Source organism: Pedobacter sp. Leaf176 (assembly GCF_001424305.1).
Lineage (GTDB): Bacteria > Bacteroidota > Bacteroidia > Sphingobacteriales > Sphingobacteriaceae > Pedobacter.
Map to the genome: position 1 here is coordinate 375,421 of NZ_LMPD01000001.1, position 16,297 is coordinate 391,717.

Annotated in this window: 14 protein-coding genes; 3 read left to right on the forward strand and 11 right to left on the reverse strand. The window is 38.7% G+C overall.

Annotation, left to right across the window (positions count from 1 at the left end):
* Window positions 1-36 precede the first annotated feature (36 nt).
* The gene (locus ASF92_RS01705) at window positions 37-1,695 is read right to left on the reverse strand and encodes an SUMF1/EgtB/PvdO family nonheme iron enzyme (protein WP_056086899.1); all 1,659 of its coding nucleotides are present in this window, start codon (window positions 1,693-1,695) and stop codon (window positions 37-39) included.
* Between the two features lie 428 nt (window positions 1,696-2,123).
* Between ASF92_RS01705 and porV the strand changes: the two genes are divergently transcribed.
* Both porV and ispF read left to right on the forward strand, forming a co-directional pair.
* Window positions 2,124-3,311, forward strand: a complete 1,188-nt coding sequence (gene porV / locus ASF92_RS01710) for a type IX secretion system outer membrane channel protein PorV (RefSeq protein WP_056089065.1) — start codon at window positions 2,124-2,126, stop codon at window positions 3,309-3,311.
* 53 nt (window positions 3,312-3,364) lie between these two features.
* A complete protein-coding gene (gene ispF / locus ASF92_RS01715) occupies window positions 3,365-3,844 on the forward strand; it encodes a 2-C-methyl-D-erythritol 2,4-cyclodiphosphate synthase (protein ID WP_056086903.1) in 480 nt (159 codons plus the stop codon).
* Window positions 3,845-4,074: 230 nt separating this feature from the next.
* Here ispF and ASF92_RS01720 read toward each other — a convergent pair whose 3' ends face one another.
* The 10 genes from ASF92_RS01720 to ASF92_RS01760 all read right to left on the reverse strand — a co-directional run bounded on the left by ASF92_RS01720 (window position 4,075) and on the right by ASF92_RS01760 (window position 15,317).
* Window positions 4,075-7,479, reverse strand: a complete 3,405-nt coding sequence (locus ASF92_RS01720; protein ID WP_056086906.1) for a glycosyltransferase — start codon at window positions 7,477-7,479, stop codon at window positions 4,075-4,077.
* Window positions 7,480-7,654: 175 nt separating this feature from the next.
* Entirely contained in the window at window positions 7,655-8,524 is an 870-nt protein-coding gene (locus ASF92_RS01725) for a pirin family protein (RefSeq protein WP_056089067.1), read from the reverse strand.
* A 66-nt stretch (window positions 8,525-8,590) separates the two neighbouring features.
* Window positions 8,591-9,121, reverse strand: coding sequence for a YceI family protein (locus ASF92_RS01730; protein WP_056086909.1), 531 nt, complete (start codon window positions 9,119-9,121; stop codon window positions 8,591-8,593).
* A gap of 167 nt (window positions 9,122-9,288) precedes the next feature.
* A complete protein-coding gene (locus ASF92_RS01735) occupies window positions 9,289-9,876 on the reverse strand; it encodes a Crp/Fnr family transcriptional regulator (RefSeq protein ID WP_056086912.1) in 588 nt (195 codons plus the stop codon).
* A 12-nt stretch (window positions 9,877-9,888) separates the two neighbouring features.
* Entirely contained in the window at window positions 9,889-10,047 is a 159-nt protein-coding gene (locus ASF92_RS20745; protein WP_082489421.1) for a FeoB-associated Cys-rich membrane protein, read from the reverse strand.
* A 210-nt stretch (window positions 10,048-10,257) separates the two neighbouring features.
* On the reverse strand, window positions 10,258-11,445 hold the full coding sequence (locus tag ASF92_RS01740) for a hypothetical protein (protein WP_056086916.1): 1,188 nt from the start codon (window positions 11,443-11,445) through the stop codon (window positions 10,258-10,260).
* Between the two features lie 53 nt (window positions 11,446-11,498).
* Window positions 11,499-12,326, reverse strand: coding sequence for a type 1 glutamine amidotransferase (locus ASF92_RS01745; RefSeq protein WP_056086920.1), 828 nt, complete (start codon window positions 12,324-12,326; stop codon window positions 11,499-11,501).
* Between the two features lie 9 nt (window positions 12,327-12,335).
* Window positions 12,336-13,436: a carboxylate-amine ligase gene (locus tag ASF92_RS01750; RefSeq protein ID WP_056086923.1), complete on the reverse strand. Its 1,101-nt coding sequence runs from the start codon at window positions 13,434-13,436 to the stop codon at window positions 12,336-12,338.
* Between the two features lie 28 nt (window positions 13,437-13,464).
* Window positions 13,465-14,532 (reverse strand): RimK family alpha-L-glutamate ligase, encoded by a 1,068-nt coding sequence (locus ASF92_RS01755; RefSeq protein ID WP_056086927.1) that lies wholly within the window; start codon window positions 14,530-14,532, stop codon window positions 13,465-13,467.
* A gap of 77 nt (window positions 14,533-14,609) precedes the next feature.
* The gene (locus ASF92_RS01760) at window positions 14,610-15,317 is read right to left on the reverse strand and encodes an esterase family protein (protein WP_056086931.1); all 708 of its coding nucleotides are present in this window, start codon (window positions 15,315-15,317) and stop codon (window positions 14,610-14,612) included.
* Between the two features lie 101 nt (window positions 15,318-15,418).
* Here ASF92_RS01760 and ASF92_RS01765 point away from each other — a divergent pair, with 101 nt between their 5' ends.
* Window positions 15,419-16,291: an esterase family protein gene (locus ASF92_RS01765; RefSeq protein WP_231729720.1), complete on the forward strand. Its 873-nt coding sequence runs from the start codon at window positions 15,419-15,421 to the stop codon at window positions 16,289-16,291.
* The last annotated feature ends 6 nt before the right edge of the window (window positions 16,292-16,297 follow it).

Consider the following 16,297-nt stretch of genomic DNA (forward strand, 5'->3'; position numbering starts at 1 on the left):
AGTCCCGATTTAATTTAAACCGGGACTTTTTAGCTTTTATCTTTTAGGATTAAAAGGTTTCGCTTTTATTTCCTTGAAATTTCGTTTGCCTGCGGTGCTGATCTCCGGAGCACCTAACATGGTCATCGCACAACGGAAACCGACTTCTGCCGAAGCCTCGTCCTGCTGTAAGAAACGACGCGTAGCGGGATTTAGCCAGTAAGCCATATCATTCCATGAACCGCCTTTATAAACCCTCGATTTATCATTTACTAAAGAAACGCCTTCTTCATTTAACAACTTGTTCTGTCTGTCTCGATAACCCCTCTCGTCAGCCTGGTAAGAAGTGACCATAGCCCTGGGATCTGGTGATTTAGAAATCGAATCAGCTCTTTTTGCTAAAGCCTGTTTTTCTGCCCAAGTCAATTTTTTACCTGAGTAGGCATTTTCTTTAATTGGTTTGCCATATTTATCCAAAGCAATTTTGCCATTAGCTGCATCAGCAAGCTGTTTATCCTGGAACTGGTTACCACGGTAAGGGTTAAAAGCTTCAGCATCTGTAAAAGTACCGGTACGATAAACATCATTTACCCATTCATTTACATTCCCCGCCATGTTATATAAACCAAAATCATTTGGAGCATAATAGCGAACGGGTGCCGTTAAATCTGCTTTATCATTTAATGAACCGCCAACACCCATATAGTCACCTGGAGCTCTTTTAAAGTTGGCTTGTACTAAACCTCTTGTTTTTTTTGCTGCAGAGCTAACACCAAGGCCATTCCATGGATAAATTTTATTTTGACTGATGTTTTCGTATTCGGTATTCCCAATTAAGCCTAAAGCAGCGTATTCCCATTCTGCTTCAGTTGGTAAGCGGTAAGGCTGCATAATAACACCATCTTCCAAAGTCGCGTTTCTCGTAGGTGTGGCATTTCCGCCTTTTCCACCCGCAGCACCAACAGATGCACCTGCTTTAGCATTATAATCTTTAGGAGCATTTCTGCCTTTATCATCATACTGACCGTTTAAGTAGGCATCAGTATTGAATGGTTTATCTGGTCTGGCAGCTGCCGTTGTTCCTGTAGTTGTGTTGCCACCGCCTGTTTTATTTGAAGCCGCCAATGTTCTATAATCAGTTAAAATACCTTTCTGACGCAAAATATACTCGTTTGCCTGAGAAGTTCTCCACTCGCAAAAACGCGATGCTTGTTCCCAACTTACACCAACAACAGGATAATCCCTGTATGCCGGGTGTCTTAGGTAATTATCAACATAAGGCTCATTATAGGACAAGGCACGGCGCCAAACCAGGGTATCAGGAAGTTCGTTATAATAATATTCCCGGTCTTCAGGATAGCTCGTTCTAATCCAGTGTAAATATTCCAGCCAATCTGTGTTCGAAACTTCAGTCTCGTCCATGTAAAATGAAGGAACAGTAACTTGTCGCTTATAATTGTAAATGTTAGGCTCAACGCCCGCGACTTCAATTGCACTGCCACCCACAACTAAAACACCACCTTCAATGGGAATTAAACCCGGACCAGGGGCACGTTTGTATTTGCTGGCAACAGCGAAACTACTATAAGTTTTGTTGTTTTTGTCAGCGTATGGAATTCCGGTTTTGCTGGATACGCCTCCTTTATTACCTCCACAGGAAGAAAGTAAGGCAGCTAGGGCAAAACAAGAAAAAGAATATAGTATAAGTTTTTTCATAAATGCTGTTTAATGACAATCAGGGCATGTTCAACGGATAAATTTACGTAAATTTAAATGATTTGGTAAATTTTGTCTAAATAAATGTTTTGAAAGTTTTTTTCTATGCAAAACGTATTAGTTTTCAATGTATTGTGTATTTATAAAAATACTTTTACAGAAGTCCTAATTATGGTTAAAACCTATCTTTACCTGTTTATATCGGTTATAGTTTCTACTTTATGATTTCATTTCTTAAACTAATACATGAATTTATTTTATTGATTCAAAAGTAGGCAAGTTTGAAACCTGGTTAAATGAATAATCCGAAATTTTTAAAAATTCGATCAAAGTAAGTTTACTGTAAAATATAATTTCCGACTTTACGTTTTATGCATATATCAAGCAAAAATATTAACTTACCAGAAATCTTATTACGTACCTTCAGGATGAATTTCAAGTACATCAGTAAACTTGCTTTTTCTGCTTTGCCTCTTGCCTTAATTTTTGGACGGGCAAATGCCCAGGCAACGATTTCAGGTACCCAGACCAATGGGAGTGAATCTAATAACGTTGTCACAGCAGTTCCTTTTTTATTGATCGTACCGGATGCCCGCGCAGGTGCAATGGGTGATGCGGGCGTTGCCGTGCCTGGTGATGTAAATTCAGCAAGCATAAATCCCGCTAAACTTGCTTTTTTAGATAAACCCTACGGGTTTGCGGTTTCTTACAGCCCGTGGTTAAAAAATCTTGTTCCAGATATTAATCTTGCCTATTTAGGTGGTTTTTATAAACTTGATGACAGAAATACACTCGGCGCTTCTTTAAGGTATTTTTCTTTAGGACAAATCCAGTTAACAGATATTAATCAACAGGATTTAGGGATTTCTAATCCTAATGAACTTGCTTTAGATGTTACATTTGCTCGTTCATTTGGTAAAGAATTTTCGTTAGGCAGTTCATTAAGGTACATCTATTCGAATCTCACTTCCGGCCAGTTTTCTTCCACAGGACAAGTTCGGGGTGGAAGTGCAGTAGCTGTGGACATTGCGGGGATGTATAAAACTTCCACAATGTTATTCGATAAAAACACGATTTTGTCGGCCGGTGCAAATATTTCCAATATTGGCACAAAAATGAGTTATTCTGATGGCGGGCAAAGCTATTTTCTGCCAACTAATTTTAAACTTGGCGGTGCGGGAACAATTGCCATCGATGATTTTAATACGTTTACGTTAGCCTTAGATTTTAACAAGTTACTGGTCCCGACACAGCCGATTTACGATTCAAACAACAATATTGTGAGTGGTAAAGATCCTAACCGCTCAGTTCCAGCTGCAATATTTGGCTCATTCTCTGATGCTCCAGGCGGTTTCAGTGAGGAATTAAAAGAAGTTGGCATTTCTACAGGTTTTGAATATTGGTATAATCAACAGTTCGCCATTCGTGGTGGTTACAATTACCAGAGTCCTCAAAAAGGAGATATTCGTTATTTTACTTTGGGTGCTGGTTTAAAATACAATGTTTTCAATATCGATTTTGCCTATCTGGTTGCAAGTACACAATCTAGCCCTTTAGCAAATACCTTGCGCTTTAGCCTTTTATTTAATTTTGGAGAGAAAAAAGGTCTGAAGTAAAATCAATTCAGATTATTTTAGCAATTTCACACCTTTAATTTCTAATTACATATATGAAAATCAGGGTAGGATTTGGATTTGACGTGCATCAATTAAAAGATCAGCATCCTTTTGTTGTTGGCGGGGTAACACTTGAGCATCATAAAGGTGCCTTTGGTCATTCTGATGCGGATGTAATGTTACATGCGATATGCGATGCATTACTGGGTGCTGCGAACCTCAGGGACATTGGTTTTCATTTTAAAAATACGGACGACAGATGGAAGGGCATAAGTAGTGTTATTCTATTACAGGAAACAGTTAGGTTATTAGAAGAGAAAGGCTGGCAGGTTGGAAACATCGACGCGATGCTTTGCCTGGAAGCGCCAAAAATCAATCCGCACATTCCTGAGATGCAGAAAAATATTGCCGAAGCGATTGGGATTTCCACTGAAGACATTTCCATTAAGGCAACTACCAACGAAACTATGGGATTTGTGGGCAGGGAAGAAGGAGTAGTTGCTTACGCTGTTTGTTTGATAGAGAAGATATAGCTTTTAGGTGTCAAAATCAAAGAGGCTGTTTTAAAAAGATTTACGCCTCGTTAAGCAATATATTTTAATAGTCGTTATTCCCAATTTAATTCAGAATCCTAATGCCATTGTAGAGCGCTTTAAGATTAGCTTCGCTGAGCAATCGTGCTTCGCGCGTGCGTGAAAATGAAGAAAACCCAATAGAGTTCTGTTCTAACTGCTAGATTTTTACTTTTGATAAAGCCTCGTTTTTAGGTTGTTGCCTCCTTTACATTTCCGGTTCTTTTCAATGTTCCCCAGGTTTCGAGTTCCCCTTTAATTGCTTTGCGGAACGAACGGAATAAAACCAGGTACATTAATTGTCGCCAGAAGAAACGTTGAGGAAATATATAAAGCAGATTTTTGAACTTTTCATTTTCCATTTTAAAGGCAATGGCAGCAAAAATCATGTCAACGACAATGAATATCAGATAGTAAAATAAAACCTGTCCGAATCCATTATGTAAACTTAATATTCCTGAAAAACCTGTTAGGGTCAGGTTGTTTACCGCGCTTAGTGAAAACAAGCCGCTGATTAGCGAAATCAACATGAACAAATCCGCTAGTGGTGAAAATAACGGCAATATGATTTGATAAATCAGGATGTTAGGCATACCGACCATTCCGAAATAACTGTATTTTTTATTCAACAGGGTTTTTCTATTTTTCCAAAAACTTTGCATTACGCCAAAGCTCCAGCGGAAACGTTGTTTTAAAAGCATATTCACTGTCTCTGGTGCTTCTGTATAAGCAATTGCGGTGCTGCAATTTTTAACTTTATAACCGGCCTTTAAAATCCGCATCGTTAAGTCGCAATCTTCTGCAAGTGTATCAGTAGTAAAACCGCCTACTTCCAAAACAATCGCTTTACGGAAAGCCCCAATTGCCCCGGGGACAACTGTAATGGTATTTAATAGATCGAAGGCACGGCGATCCATATTTTGTGCAGTAATATATTCGATAGACTGCCATTTTGTAATTATGTTATGGGCATTACCAACTTTCACAGTGCCGGCAACTGCTGCGATTTTTGGGCTGTAGAAATAGCGCATCAACTCGGTCACGGCATCTGTTTTCAATTGTGTGTCGGCATCGATGCAGATAATATACTCCGAGCTTGCTTTGCTAATTCCATAATTCAGGGCTGAAGCTTTTCCTCCATTGTCTTTACGATAAACTTTAACCTGAGGATGATTTCCAAAGTGTTCATTGATAATGTTGTAGGTTTTATCCTTCGACCCATCATCGACAAAAATCAATTCAAAATCCGGATAGGTTGTTTTCAACAAACTATTAATGGTCTGAACTGCCGTAATTTCTTCATTATACGCCGGAATAATTATGCTGACTTTTTCTGAAGGGTTTTTTAATAATTTATGGGCATTTCTTTTAGACCGGTTTCTTTGCCTTATGGCTAAATAAGCAATAAAAATTGTCCTCAAAATAGCCAATACGATTGCAACAGAAAATATGATGTTTAAAATTATGTTTCCGTAATAAAAGAAATTGATGAAGAAGTAATCACCCGAGCCTGAAAAACCACTATTTGCTGTTGATTTAACTGCAGGCATCAGTTCTGATCTTTTTTTGCCCATTAAATCGCCCACAGTAGTAAAAGTGAAGCCCTTTGCTTTGAAGAATTTAATAATTCGTGGTAAAGCGGCAACTGTTGCTTCACGGTTTCCTCCTGCGTCATGTAATAAAAGAATATTGCCATTATCTTGTTGTTTTACAACGTCGTTAAAAATCTGATCAGCAGTTTTACCAGGTTGCCAATCTTCAGGATCAATATATTCTCCAATATTGATGTAATTTTCTTTACGGCTTTGGGCAACAGGGAGGATTTCGGAAATATTTTGCGGCTCGGCATCAGCATTAAATGGCGCCCGGAATAAAATTGTACTGTGTCCTGTAACGGCTTCAATTAACCTGCGGGTTGCGTTCAATTCGAATTTTACACGTTGTGGGCCAATTGCCGACATATCCGGATGGAAAAAAGTATGGTTTCCAATTTCGTAACCGTCATTATACTCCTGTCTAAGCAATTCCATATTCTTCTCAGCCATAATGCCAACTACGAAGAAACAACCAGGTACCTTTTCGCGATTTAGGATATTGAGTACTTGCGGGGTGTAAACAGGGTCGGGACCATCGTCGAAAGTTAATGCAATTTTCTTATCGGCCTCTCCAAACCTTTTAATGACATACTGCTCAGGTAGCCTGGTATATTTTTGATCAGCGATTGTAAAATTATCTTTGTTTAAGGTGAATTTTACACTTCCTGGCGTTGGTGTAGAAATCAGATCCAAAATTTCGCCATCACCCAAATAGGAGATTCCACCCATGTTTAATGAAGCAATTTTACGCAGGTCGTAGGGTTTTTTCTTTAATGCTTCCAAACTAAGGTTGTCCGAGATAAACGACCATATTCGTTTATCTTCAGAACCCAAGCGCCATAGTGCGATACCGGCAATATCCCAATCGTCGGCTTTTCGAATTAAATTAAAATAGGTGGCTGCGTCGGTAAAGTAAACCTCATGTCTAATTCCGCTGCCATCATTATAGCTATAATTTAAGTTGGCCGAAACTGGGTTGTAATGTATTTTGCTTTTGTAATTAACGGCCGAAGTCATTGCTTCTTCATAGGTTACTGGCTTACCAATGCTGTTGTCTGGCCAATCGTAACCATAGCAAGCCAAGGCAAGAATTACTTTATTGGCATCTATCTTATTACAGATATCATCCAGTTTTTCTTCTACCCATTCCTGATGAGAAATGTCGCCGGCATTACTCTGTTCTGTATGCTGGTCATAAGCCATGAGTACAATGTAGTCATTGTATTTTTGAAGTATTTCTGGTTTATAGTCGTCGTTTTCCGGCGAAATATCCTGGGAAACCAGCAACTTTTCAGCATGGAACTGGTTATAGAGATTTTTCATAAAAGCATTGAAACCTACGCTATTTTGAAGGTTAAGCTCTTCGAAATCTATATTGATACCACTATATCCGTATTTTTTGGTGATTGAGATGAGATCGTGGATTAACTTTTGTTGCGCTGTCTGGTTGCTTAATAATCTCCTTACCGCTGGGCCATCCCAATGATTTTTATTGTAATTAGAAACGACCGCAATAGCCGATTTTTTGGCAGTACGAATTACTTTAAGTGCGGAAGTATCCGCTTTGTCGACAATAGAATCGCCATTTAAAAAGAAAGACTCTGTAGCAACCATATCCAGATGGCCTATGTTTCGTTTTAAATCCGATATCGACCTTTCTTTACTCGCCGCCCAACTTACATAAAAAGCCATATTAATACGCTTATTATTGCCGTGACGAGTTGAAATGCGGCGCTCACGGTCTTTCTTAATTTTTTGCAGCTTCGATTTCTCAATCGTGAAGTCCTTATATTGCTGCGATTTTTTTAACTTCTCTAACTGCTTCTGTGTTAGAGGTGAATTAGTGTTAATAAAGGGCAAGTTGGGTTCCTGCACGGACAAAAGGGTGTACACCACGCACAGGATCGCGCCTATGAAAACTATGAAGAAGGTACGGCTTACCCATGTAAAAGCATGCCAGCGTCTTTTAGTCTCAGTTTGAAATATTTGTTTTCCGGACATTTTTCTTCTGATTTATTAATCAAATGTCCTCAACGAATATGAAGATTGTATGAATGCCGTATTTAATACGTTCTGAGAAATAATTTTATATAAAACTATCTATCAATAAAGTTCAACGTAAAAAGCCGGCAACTTAAAAAGATGCCGGCTTCAAGATATAAATTGTAACCCTATTTTATTCTTCTAAATAACCAAATTTACCTTGGTTATAATCAGAAATTGCTTCGTTAATTTCTGCTTCGGTATTCATTAGAAACGGACCGTATTGAGCTATCGGTTCATCAATTGGTTCTCCGCTTAATATTAGAATTATACTATCTTCCAGGGCTTCTATATGAATCTCGGTTCCCTCATCCTCAAAGTAGATGAAGTTATCGGCATGAACTGTTTCCTTACCGTTTACATTAATCGAGCCTTCTATTATCATGAAGCCAGTGTTAAAGCTAGCGGGGAAGGTAAAATCGGCTTTTCCGCCTTTGTTTAACCGGGCATTATACATTTCAATAGGGGTGAACGTGCTGGCATTACCTTTAATATTGTGAAAGTTACCCGCAATAATTTCAATTTTCCCTCCATTTTCAGGTAAAACAAAATTAGCCATTTCAGCCTGTTTTATAGCCTGATACTTTGGTTTACTCATTTTGAATTTCGCGGGCAAATTAACCCAAAGCTGAACCATCTGAAACGGGCCACCTTGTATGCTATAACGCTGCTCATGGTATTCTTTGTGGAGAATTCCGCTTGCTGCTGTCATCCATTGTACGTCGCCTGGGTAAATTATGCCACTGTTACCCGAGCTATCATGATGCGCAACGGCCCCATGATATGCAATGGTTACAGTTTCGAAGCCACGATGTGGATGGATGCCTACCCCACGCGGTTCTTTTCTGGCAGAGAATTCTATTTTAGAGCCGTAATCCATCAGGAAAAAAGGGCTCATATCTATTTTATACCCACTCGGAAAAAAGTTGTGTACTCTAAAACCATCGCCAACCATGTGTGGGGCTGGTGCTTTAAGTACTTTTCCTATTTGTTTTTTTTCCATTACCTTTATAGTTAGATAAGGCATGGGGCTAAGCGCATAGTGCCGCAATACGCTTAACTCTACGCGCTATGCTTGTTTTACAAACTGTAATTCGCCTAAGATGCGTACTTCTTCGCTTACCATAACGCCACCAGTTTCTAATGCAGCGTTCCAGGTTAAGCCAAAATCAGAACGGTTAATTTTTCCGCTCAAGGTAAAACCTGCTTTTGTATTTCCCCATGGGTCAGTTGCAATACCGCCAAATTCCGCAGTCAATTTTACAGGTTTGGTTTCGCCTTTAATGCTTAAGTCACCTTTAACGATATAATCGCCACCATCTTTTTCTATTGATGTAGATTTGAATTCAATGTGTGCAAATTTTTCAGCATCAAAGAAATCGCCACTTTTTAAGTGATTATCACGATCAGTATTTCCGGTATCTAATGAATCGATGTCGCCTTTAAAAGAAATTTCGCCGTTTTCAAACTCATCACCTTCAGAAGTTAAATCTGCAGTGAAGGATTTTAAGCTACCTGTTACAGTGGTAATCATTAAGTGTTTTACTTTAAACTGTAATTCGCTATGTGTTGGATCTAGTGTCCATTTAGTAGTTGCCATATCTTTTTGTTTTTGAGTTATTTAACATTTACAACACAAATATACAGCACGTGATTTAGCCAGAAATTGATGTATGGTAAGAAAGTACCAGGATTTAAGGATTACATGATTGAAGAAGTATAAATCTAGGAATCCTTAAATCTTAATATCCTGAAAATCCTGGGTAATTATGGTCTGAAGTGTTTATTCGCTAGTTCTTTTCTTACACGACTTAAAGATTCGGGTGTGATTCCTAAGTAGGAGGCAATCATCCATTGTGGAACGCGTAGGGTGAGGTTGGGATAGAGTTTGATGAAGTCGAGGTATCGCTCTTCCGCTGTTGCACTCAGAAGCATGTTAATCCTTTTCTGCATAAAGCGAATAGAATTACTAAGCAATCTGGTATGCATAGGTTGTAAGCATGGCACCTTTACGGCGGCCTGTTCCATAAAGTCGTTTGGCATAACAACGACTTCAGTAGCTTCAATTGCCTCAATAAAAAATATCGATGGCTCATTGTTCATGTTATTCCTATCAGATATTAACCAGTTCTCAGGAGCAAATTGAAGAATGTGCTCTTTGCCTTTCGAATCAATGGAGTAAGCACGTAGCAGACCTTTGCAAACGAAAAAGCCATGCTTGCTAATGTCACCGGTATATTGGATGATTTCGTTTTTGTCGAATTTTTTTATTTTCAAATCGGCGGAGATGCTGTCGAATTGTTCATCAGTTATCTGGATTTTTTCCTTAAGATAATTTTTAAACTGACTAATCATAAAGAGCGGGAATTACTTTTTAGCAGGCTTAATATCAGAGAAATCTACACCACACTTGCAATTACCGCCACAGCCATCTTTTTTTACCTGTAAAGATTTAAAAACCAAACGGCCAACATATACTAATGCTACCGCAAAAAGTAAAAAGACTAAAATCGTTTGCGTATTCATAAAACAAATATAAGGGCTTTTGTTATTTAGGTGTTCAATTGAATGTAATTTATTGCGGTTACAAAATATTTAACCGCAAAGTGCGCAAAGGTTTTCGCTAACGGACGCTAAGTTAAAGGCGTATTCTGGCTAAATTTAAAGGGATTCAGATCTAGTGCTATGATATTCTTTGCATGTTCTTGACCTGACATTGCTTTGCGTTTAAGGAAACTATACCTCCATAAAACCAACTGTCCCGCCGACCCAATCGAAATCTGCATTATAACGAACACCAATCATTTTTCCTCTGCTTAACCGGGCTAAGTTGATACAAAGTTGTGGCTCCCCGCCATCGGGCCAAAGGTACATCATTCTGATTTCAGCTTTTACACCACCATCTGGCGATTGAACCGCAGGTTCGTAATTTACTTTCCTCTGCAAAATCCAATTTTCAGGGTCAGGGATGTTGTTGATATCAGCTTCGCTAACATCGATTATTACACCCATTCCGGCGAAAGAAAATAACGGCTTTAAAACATAGTTCTCCAAATCTGCTGGGATACCTTCTACCTGATTTAAAAAACGGGTTTCAGGAACAACTTTACTGTTTAAAAAAGGCATGGTATATTTACTGATTCTGTAAAACCAGTTTGGATGTGTTACCCATTCAATATCCAGCTCCTCTCGCGGATCAAAACTGTTTGCGAATATTTCATTATTGTCTGCTACCTCATCGAATATCAAACGATTATAAATTCTTTTTAACTGAATTTGCCTGCCATCTTCTTCGTAAAATAGTTGGTTACCAATTTTCCTGATGTCTTCCAAAGCAAGGATTTTAATGCCCAGCATTTTTTGTGTTACAAAAAAATCGATTGCCGTTTTCTGGTTGGAGGCATCAACATCCATCAGCGCAACTTCATACGGTTTGTGTTTTCCTATAATAACTTCTTTAAAAACTTCGACGTACTTCTCTTCATCAAAACCATTGAGTAAATGATTGGTCGAATCATCAATTTCGAAACACTTTCTGAATGTATTGGCCAAATGAATCTGGAAACCGTATAGAGACGGAAATCCCTGCATTTCAATCAACATTGGTGTTAATTCACCTGCTTCGTTTTTACAAATGCCAAAATCGAAAGTTAAAAAATGTGGCTGTTCATTCTCGTTTGGAACATTCCAGTTTGCGGGAATTGATTTCTGAGTTAATTCCTTAAAGTTAGGTTGCTTTATTAAGTTTATGATTTCCTCACCTGCCAAAATTAGTTTTTCTTTTAATGCCTTTGGCACAAAAACAGGTGTTTCTGCCACTCGAAAAGGAATTTCAGGATAACCATTTTCGAGTTCAAGCATAAAGTTTTTATACTTTTCTTCGGTAAACTGCTGGTTATATTTCTGGCGTTGTGAGGGTATCATAATGTTATTCTAATACTATCGATTACCTATTTTAGCCCCTTTAGAGGTTGGGGCTATGCCTCCTGTAAATTCCCTACGGCTTTGTTTAGGAAATTAGGAAGAATTACACTTTGAGTTAATACAATTCTGGCCGGGTCGTCTAAACTATTTAACATGTCGAAGTATTTTTGTTCCCCATGTAAATCAACAATCGCTTTTTTTCGGTCTTCCTGAAGTAAATACATTTTCATGCCAACCGGGTCTGCTTCCGGGTGGAATTGTGTACCTATAATTTCGTCAGAAAAACGAATGGACATCATACATCTTTCTAAATTGACATGCTTACGTTCTTTCTCTATTGCTAAGAGTTTAGCGCCTTTGGCTTCGAAAGCAGCAAAATCAGGTTCTAACACCTGCCAATCTCTGCTGTCAACAGAGAAGAAAGGGTTTGTAATGCCATCAAAAATTTCGTCCTGTTCGCCATCTTCCGTTAAAGTGATTGGAAAAATTCCAAAAGCGTTTGAGCGCCTTTCAGTAACGTTCCCCAATTGGTATTTCCTACATGCCAGCTGGAAAGAGTGGCATATTAAAAATGCATATTTCTTTTGTTCTTCATGTGATGAATTGAAGGCTTCGATCTGGTCTAGCAGATTAAAGAATTCGTTTTCCCATTGTTCTCCTTTGCTATCTATTGGGCTGCCCGGACCGCCGCTTGAAATATATGCATCATATTCAATGCCTGGTATTTCCCCTTTCTGTCTTAAATCGAAAATATCGAAAGAGACATTGATATTATTTTCGTTTCTAAACCGGGATAAAATTTCCTGAATTCCCCGCATACCCTGATTAGGTGCGCCGTTATTCATGTCGATAACGGCGACCTTTAAATCTCTTTTATCCATATTAAAAAATTACTTTGCGCCTAAAAGTGTTTGAGTAGTAATGTAGTCTACCACTGACTCAAAGTTACCAGTTTGTTGGTAAACTGCCAACTGTCTGTCCGCACCTGTGCCATGTTCGAGTATTTTATGGACATATTCCAGGTCGTTTCTGCAACCTAAATCATCCACAACATCATCCACAAAATCGAGTAATTCTAAAATTAAATTCCGACAGTTCACTTCCATTTCCTTACCAAAGTCGATTAAGTTTCCATCGATTCCATAACGGGCAGCACGCCATTTGTTTTCGTTAATCAAGGCTCTCGAATAACTGATAAATTCCATATTCTGCAAGCGTAGTTTGTACAATTTTGCGCATAAAGCCTGGAATAAAGCCGTAAAAGCCATGGTCTCATCAATTAACATCGGGCAATCGCAAATACGAAACTCAACGGTATCGAAGAATGGATGTACCCTGATATCCCACCAAATTTTCTTCGCATTATCCATGCAATTGGTTTTGATTAAGAGTTTTACGTAATTATCATAATCTTCAATGCTATTGAAGATATCAGGAATGCCCGTTCGAGGAAACTTGTCGAAAATCTTGGTCCTAAAAGATTTATAACCTGTATTTCTTGATTCCCAAAAAGGAGAATTGGTTGACAAAGCAAATACATGCGGTAGGAAATACCTCACCTGATTTGCAATGTGAATGGCCAGCTCGCGGGATTGAAATCCGACGTGAACATGCAAACCGAAAATTAAATTTGAACGGGCGGCTTCCTGTAATTCATTTACAATTTCGTTATAACGGGGATGTTCTGTTATTAACTGTTTTTCCCAATGAGAAAACGGATGTGTACCCGCAGCACCAATTCTCAAGCCTTGCTCGCCTGCGAGTTGAGAAACTGTATATCTTAACTGAGAAATTTCCTTACGGGCCTCTTCTGTTGTTCTGCAAATACCCGTTCCAACTTCTACAACAGCCTGGTGCATTTCTGCCTTTACCTGGTCTTTATGTATTTTTTGTGCGGCTTCTACAATTTTCTGGTCATGCGAGGTAAGCTCCCTGGTAACGGGATCAATTACCATGTATTCTTCCTCAATGCCGAGCGTGAATTCATTCATTTCAGTGATATTTGGTTAAAATCCCTTTTTATTTTATAGGTTTTTTCTTAGCAACCGCTTTTGGCTCCGCTTTAGGAGCAGCTTTTGCTTTTGCGGGCGCTTTCTCTGCCTTCGGTATCGCAGGTTTTGCCGCTGCCTTTGCCATTAGTGGTTTGCCTGCAACTGATGCTTTGATGTATTCGCCCCAGGTTAAGTTGTCCTGACCAGGTTTTTGTGCTTTAGCTCTATCTATTGCATAATTTGCAGTAGTTTCTACAACCCAGTCGAAGTTTTCCTGGCCAACACTTTTTATATCAGCATCTGGTGCAGGGTTACAGAAATCGATGGCGATAGGCACACCATCCCGAACAGCAAATTCAACTGTATTAAAATCATAACCTAAATACTGGCATAATTTCAAAGTATATTCTTCAACGGTTTTCAGCAACTTCGGATCCGGCGTTTTACCGTCGACCGCGTAACGCAAATGATGCGGATTACGTGGCTCATACTGCATTATGCGAACGTGTTTTCCGCCGATGCAATAACATCGGAAATATTCATCGAAAATAATTTCTTCCTGTAAAAGCATAACCAATTGATCGGTCCCGCTATGTTTATCGAAGAAATCTTCTTTGTCATGAAGTTTGTAAACATCTCTCCATCCGCCACCGTCATAAGGTTTCATATAAGCTGGAAAACCAACATAATCGAAAATCGCATCCCAGTTTAAGGGCATAGTTAAATTTGAAAACGATTCGCCGGTTGTTCCTGTTGGGTGTTGTCTTGATGGAATCAGAGCAGTTTTTGGTACCGGCACACCGATTTGTTCGGCTAATGCATTATTAAAAAACTTTTCATCGGCACTCCACCAGAATGGATTGTTAATTACTGCTGTTCCTGTAATTGCGGCGTTTTTTAATGATGCGCGGTAAAAAGGTACATCCTGCGAAATACGATCGATAATTACCGCATAATCCAATGGCTTATTCTGGAGTATTTTCTCTATTTTAACAGGTTCGGCCGTAATGCCGTCTTCTGCTTTCTGATTGATTCGCTCTACAACGGCTTCAGGAAAAGAGCGTTCCTGGCCGAATAAAATCCCTATTTTCTTCATCGTTGCTATTATTTTATTGTGTAACTGCTTAACTAATTAATTGTTTGAAACCAATGAAGTCTATTTCTATTGAATTTCTAAAGTTGGGCTATGTAATTGGGGAACATTTCTCTCCAGATTGGCCAGTCATGATCGGCATTCTGGCGAATATCCAGCCAGTGATTAATACCTTTCTGGGCTAAAATTCCTGATAAACGTTCATTGTCAGGTTTGCACATATCCCTGTCGGTTGTACCCAAAACAATTTTCATATAATGTAATTCCGGGTTGCTGTTATTCATCAGGTTATCAACCGGATTGTTAAAATAAACATCATCATTATAAAATCCATCTAATTGCCCCGTAATGTCGAATGCACCACTCATACTAAACATATGACTAACCAACCAGGGATGGCGAAAGGCAAAGTTTGCGGCATGATAACCTCCGAAACTACAGCCAGCAGTAATGATTTTACTGTGCCCGGTTTGATGTCTGGCTAAAGGCGCTACTTCCTCCAAAAGGTACTTGTCATACCAAATGTGATTTTTAACTCTATCTGCAGGGTGTATGCTTTTGTTATACCAGCTAAGTTTATCAATCCCGTCAGGACAATAAATCTTAATCTTTCCTTCATTAATAAAACCTTCAACAGAATCTATTAATTTGAAATCTTTGTTTTCAAAATACCGTCCCATACTGGTGGGAAACAGCAGAATGGGGATGCCACCATGACCAAAAATGAGCATGTCGATCTCAGCACTTAAATTCGGGCTATACCACTTTTTATGTTCTTCTTTAACCATAAGTAAGATTGAATGTTTAAGATAGAAATTTAATTCTGTAAACGAATTGATTAGCTAAAAATAAAGCGTATTGTAAAAATAATTTCCTGGTATTTAATAATTTGTCAGGATTTGTACCTTTGCCGGGATTAGTGGCACTGCCAGGTGATAGTGGATTTGATTATATGTACACAGCAATTTTATCAGTAAAAGTTAATATCAGTAATTTTAAAATACCTTCTGCTTATTTAAAGCGTGAGGTTGAAATAGATATTTATGCACCTGAGGGTATTTTAGGTAATGAAAAAATAGAACTTCTTTTATTAAATGATGGTCAGGATGTAGCCAAAATGAATTTCACAAAAATTCTGCAGAATGCGCATCATAACAAAAGAAACCATCGGTTAATTGTTGTTGCGATTAAAGCTTCAGAAGATCGATTAATGGAATATGGTGTTGCAGGTTTTCCTGATTTTAAGGGGCGTGGCGCGAAAGCCAATTTGTATACGGATTTCGTGGTTAAAGAACTTCTACCTTTTGTAAAGAAGAAAATTGCTATGCCAGTTATAGGAAAAGTAGCTTTTGGCGGTTTCTCTTTAGGTGGCTTATCGGCTTTCGATATTGCCTGGAATAATCCATCTGTTTTTGATGCGGTAGGCGTTTTCTCTGGTGCTTTCTGGTGGCGTAAAAAAGATTTGACCGAAGGTTATACCGATGCAGACAGAATTTTGCATGCCTTAATCGATTCTACATCTACAAAAGCCGATATGAAATTCTGGCTGATGACAGGAACGGAAGATGAAAAAGCAGACCGGAATAAGAATTTAATCATCGATTCTATTGACGACACCATTGATGTGGTAAAATCACTTCTGAAAAAAGGGTATAAACGTCCTGATCAAATCTTTTACTATGAAAAAGTTGGCGGCAAACACGATGTTCCAACATGGGAAAGCGCAATGCCTGCATTTTTAGATTGGACCTTTTCTAACTAGCTAATT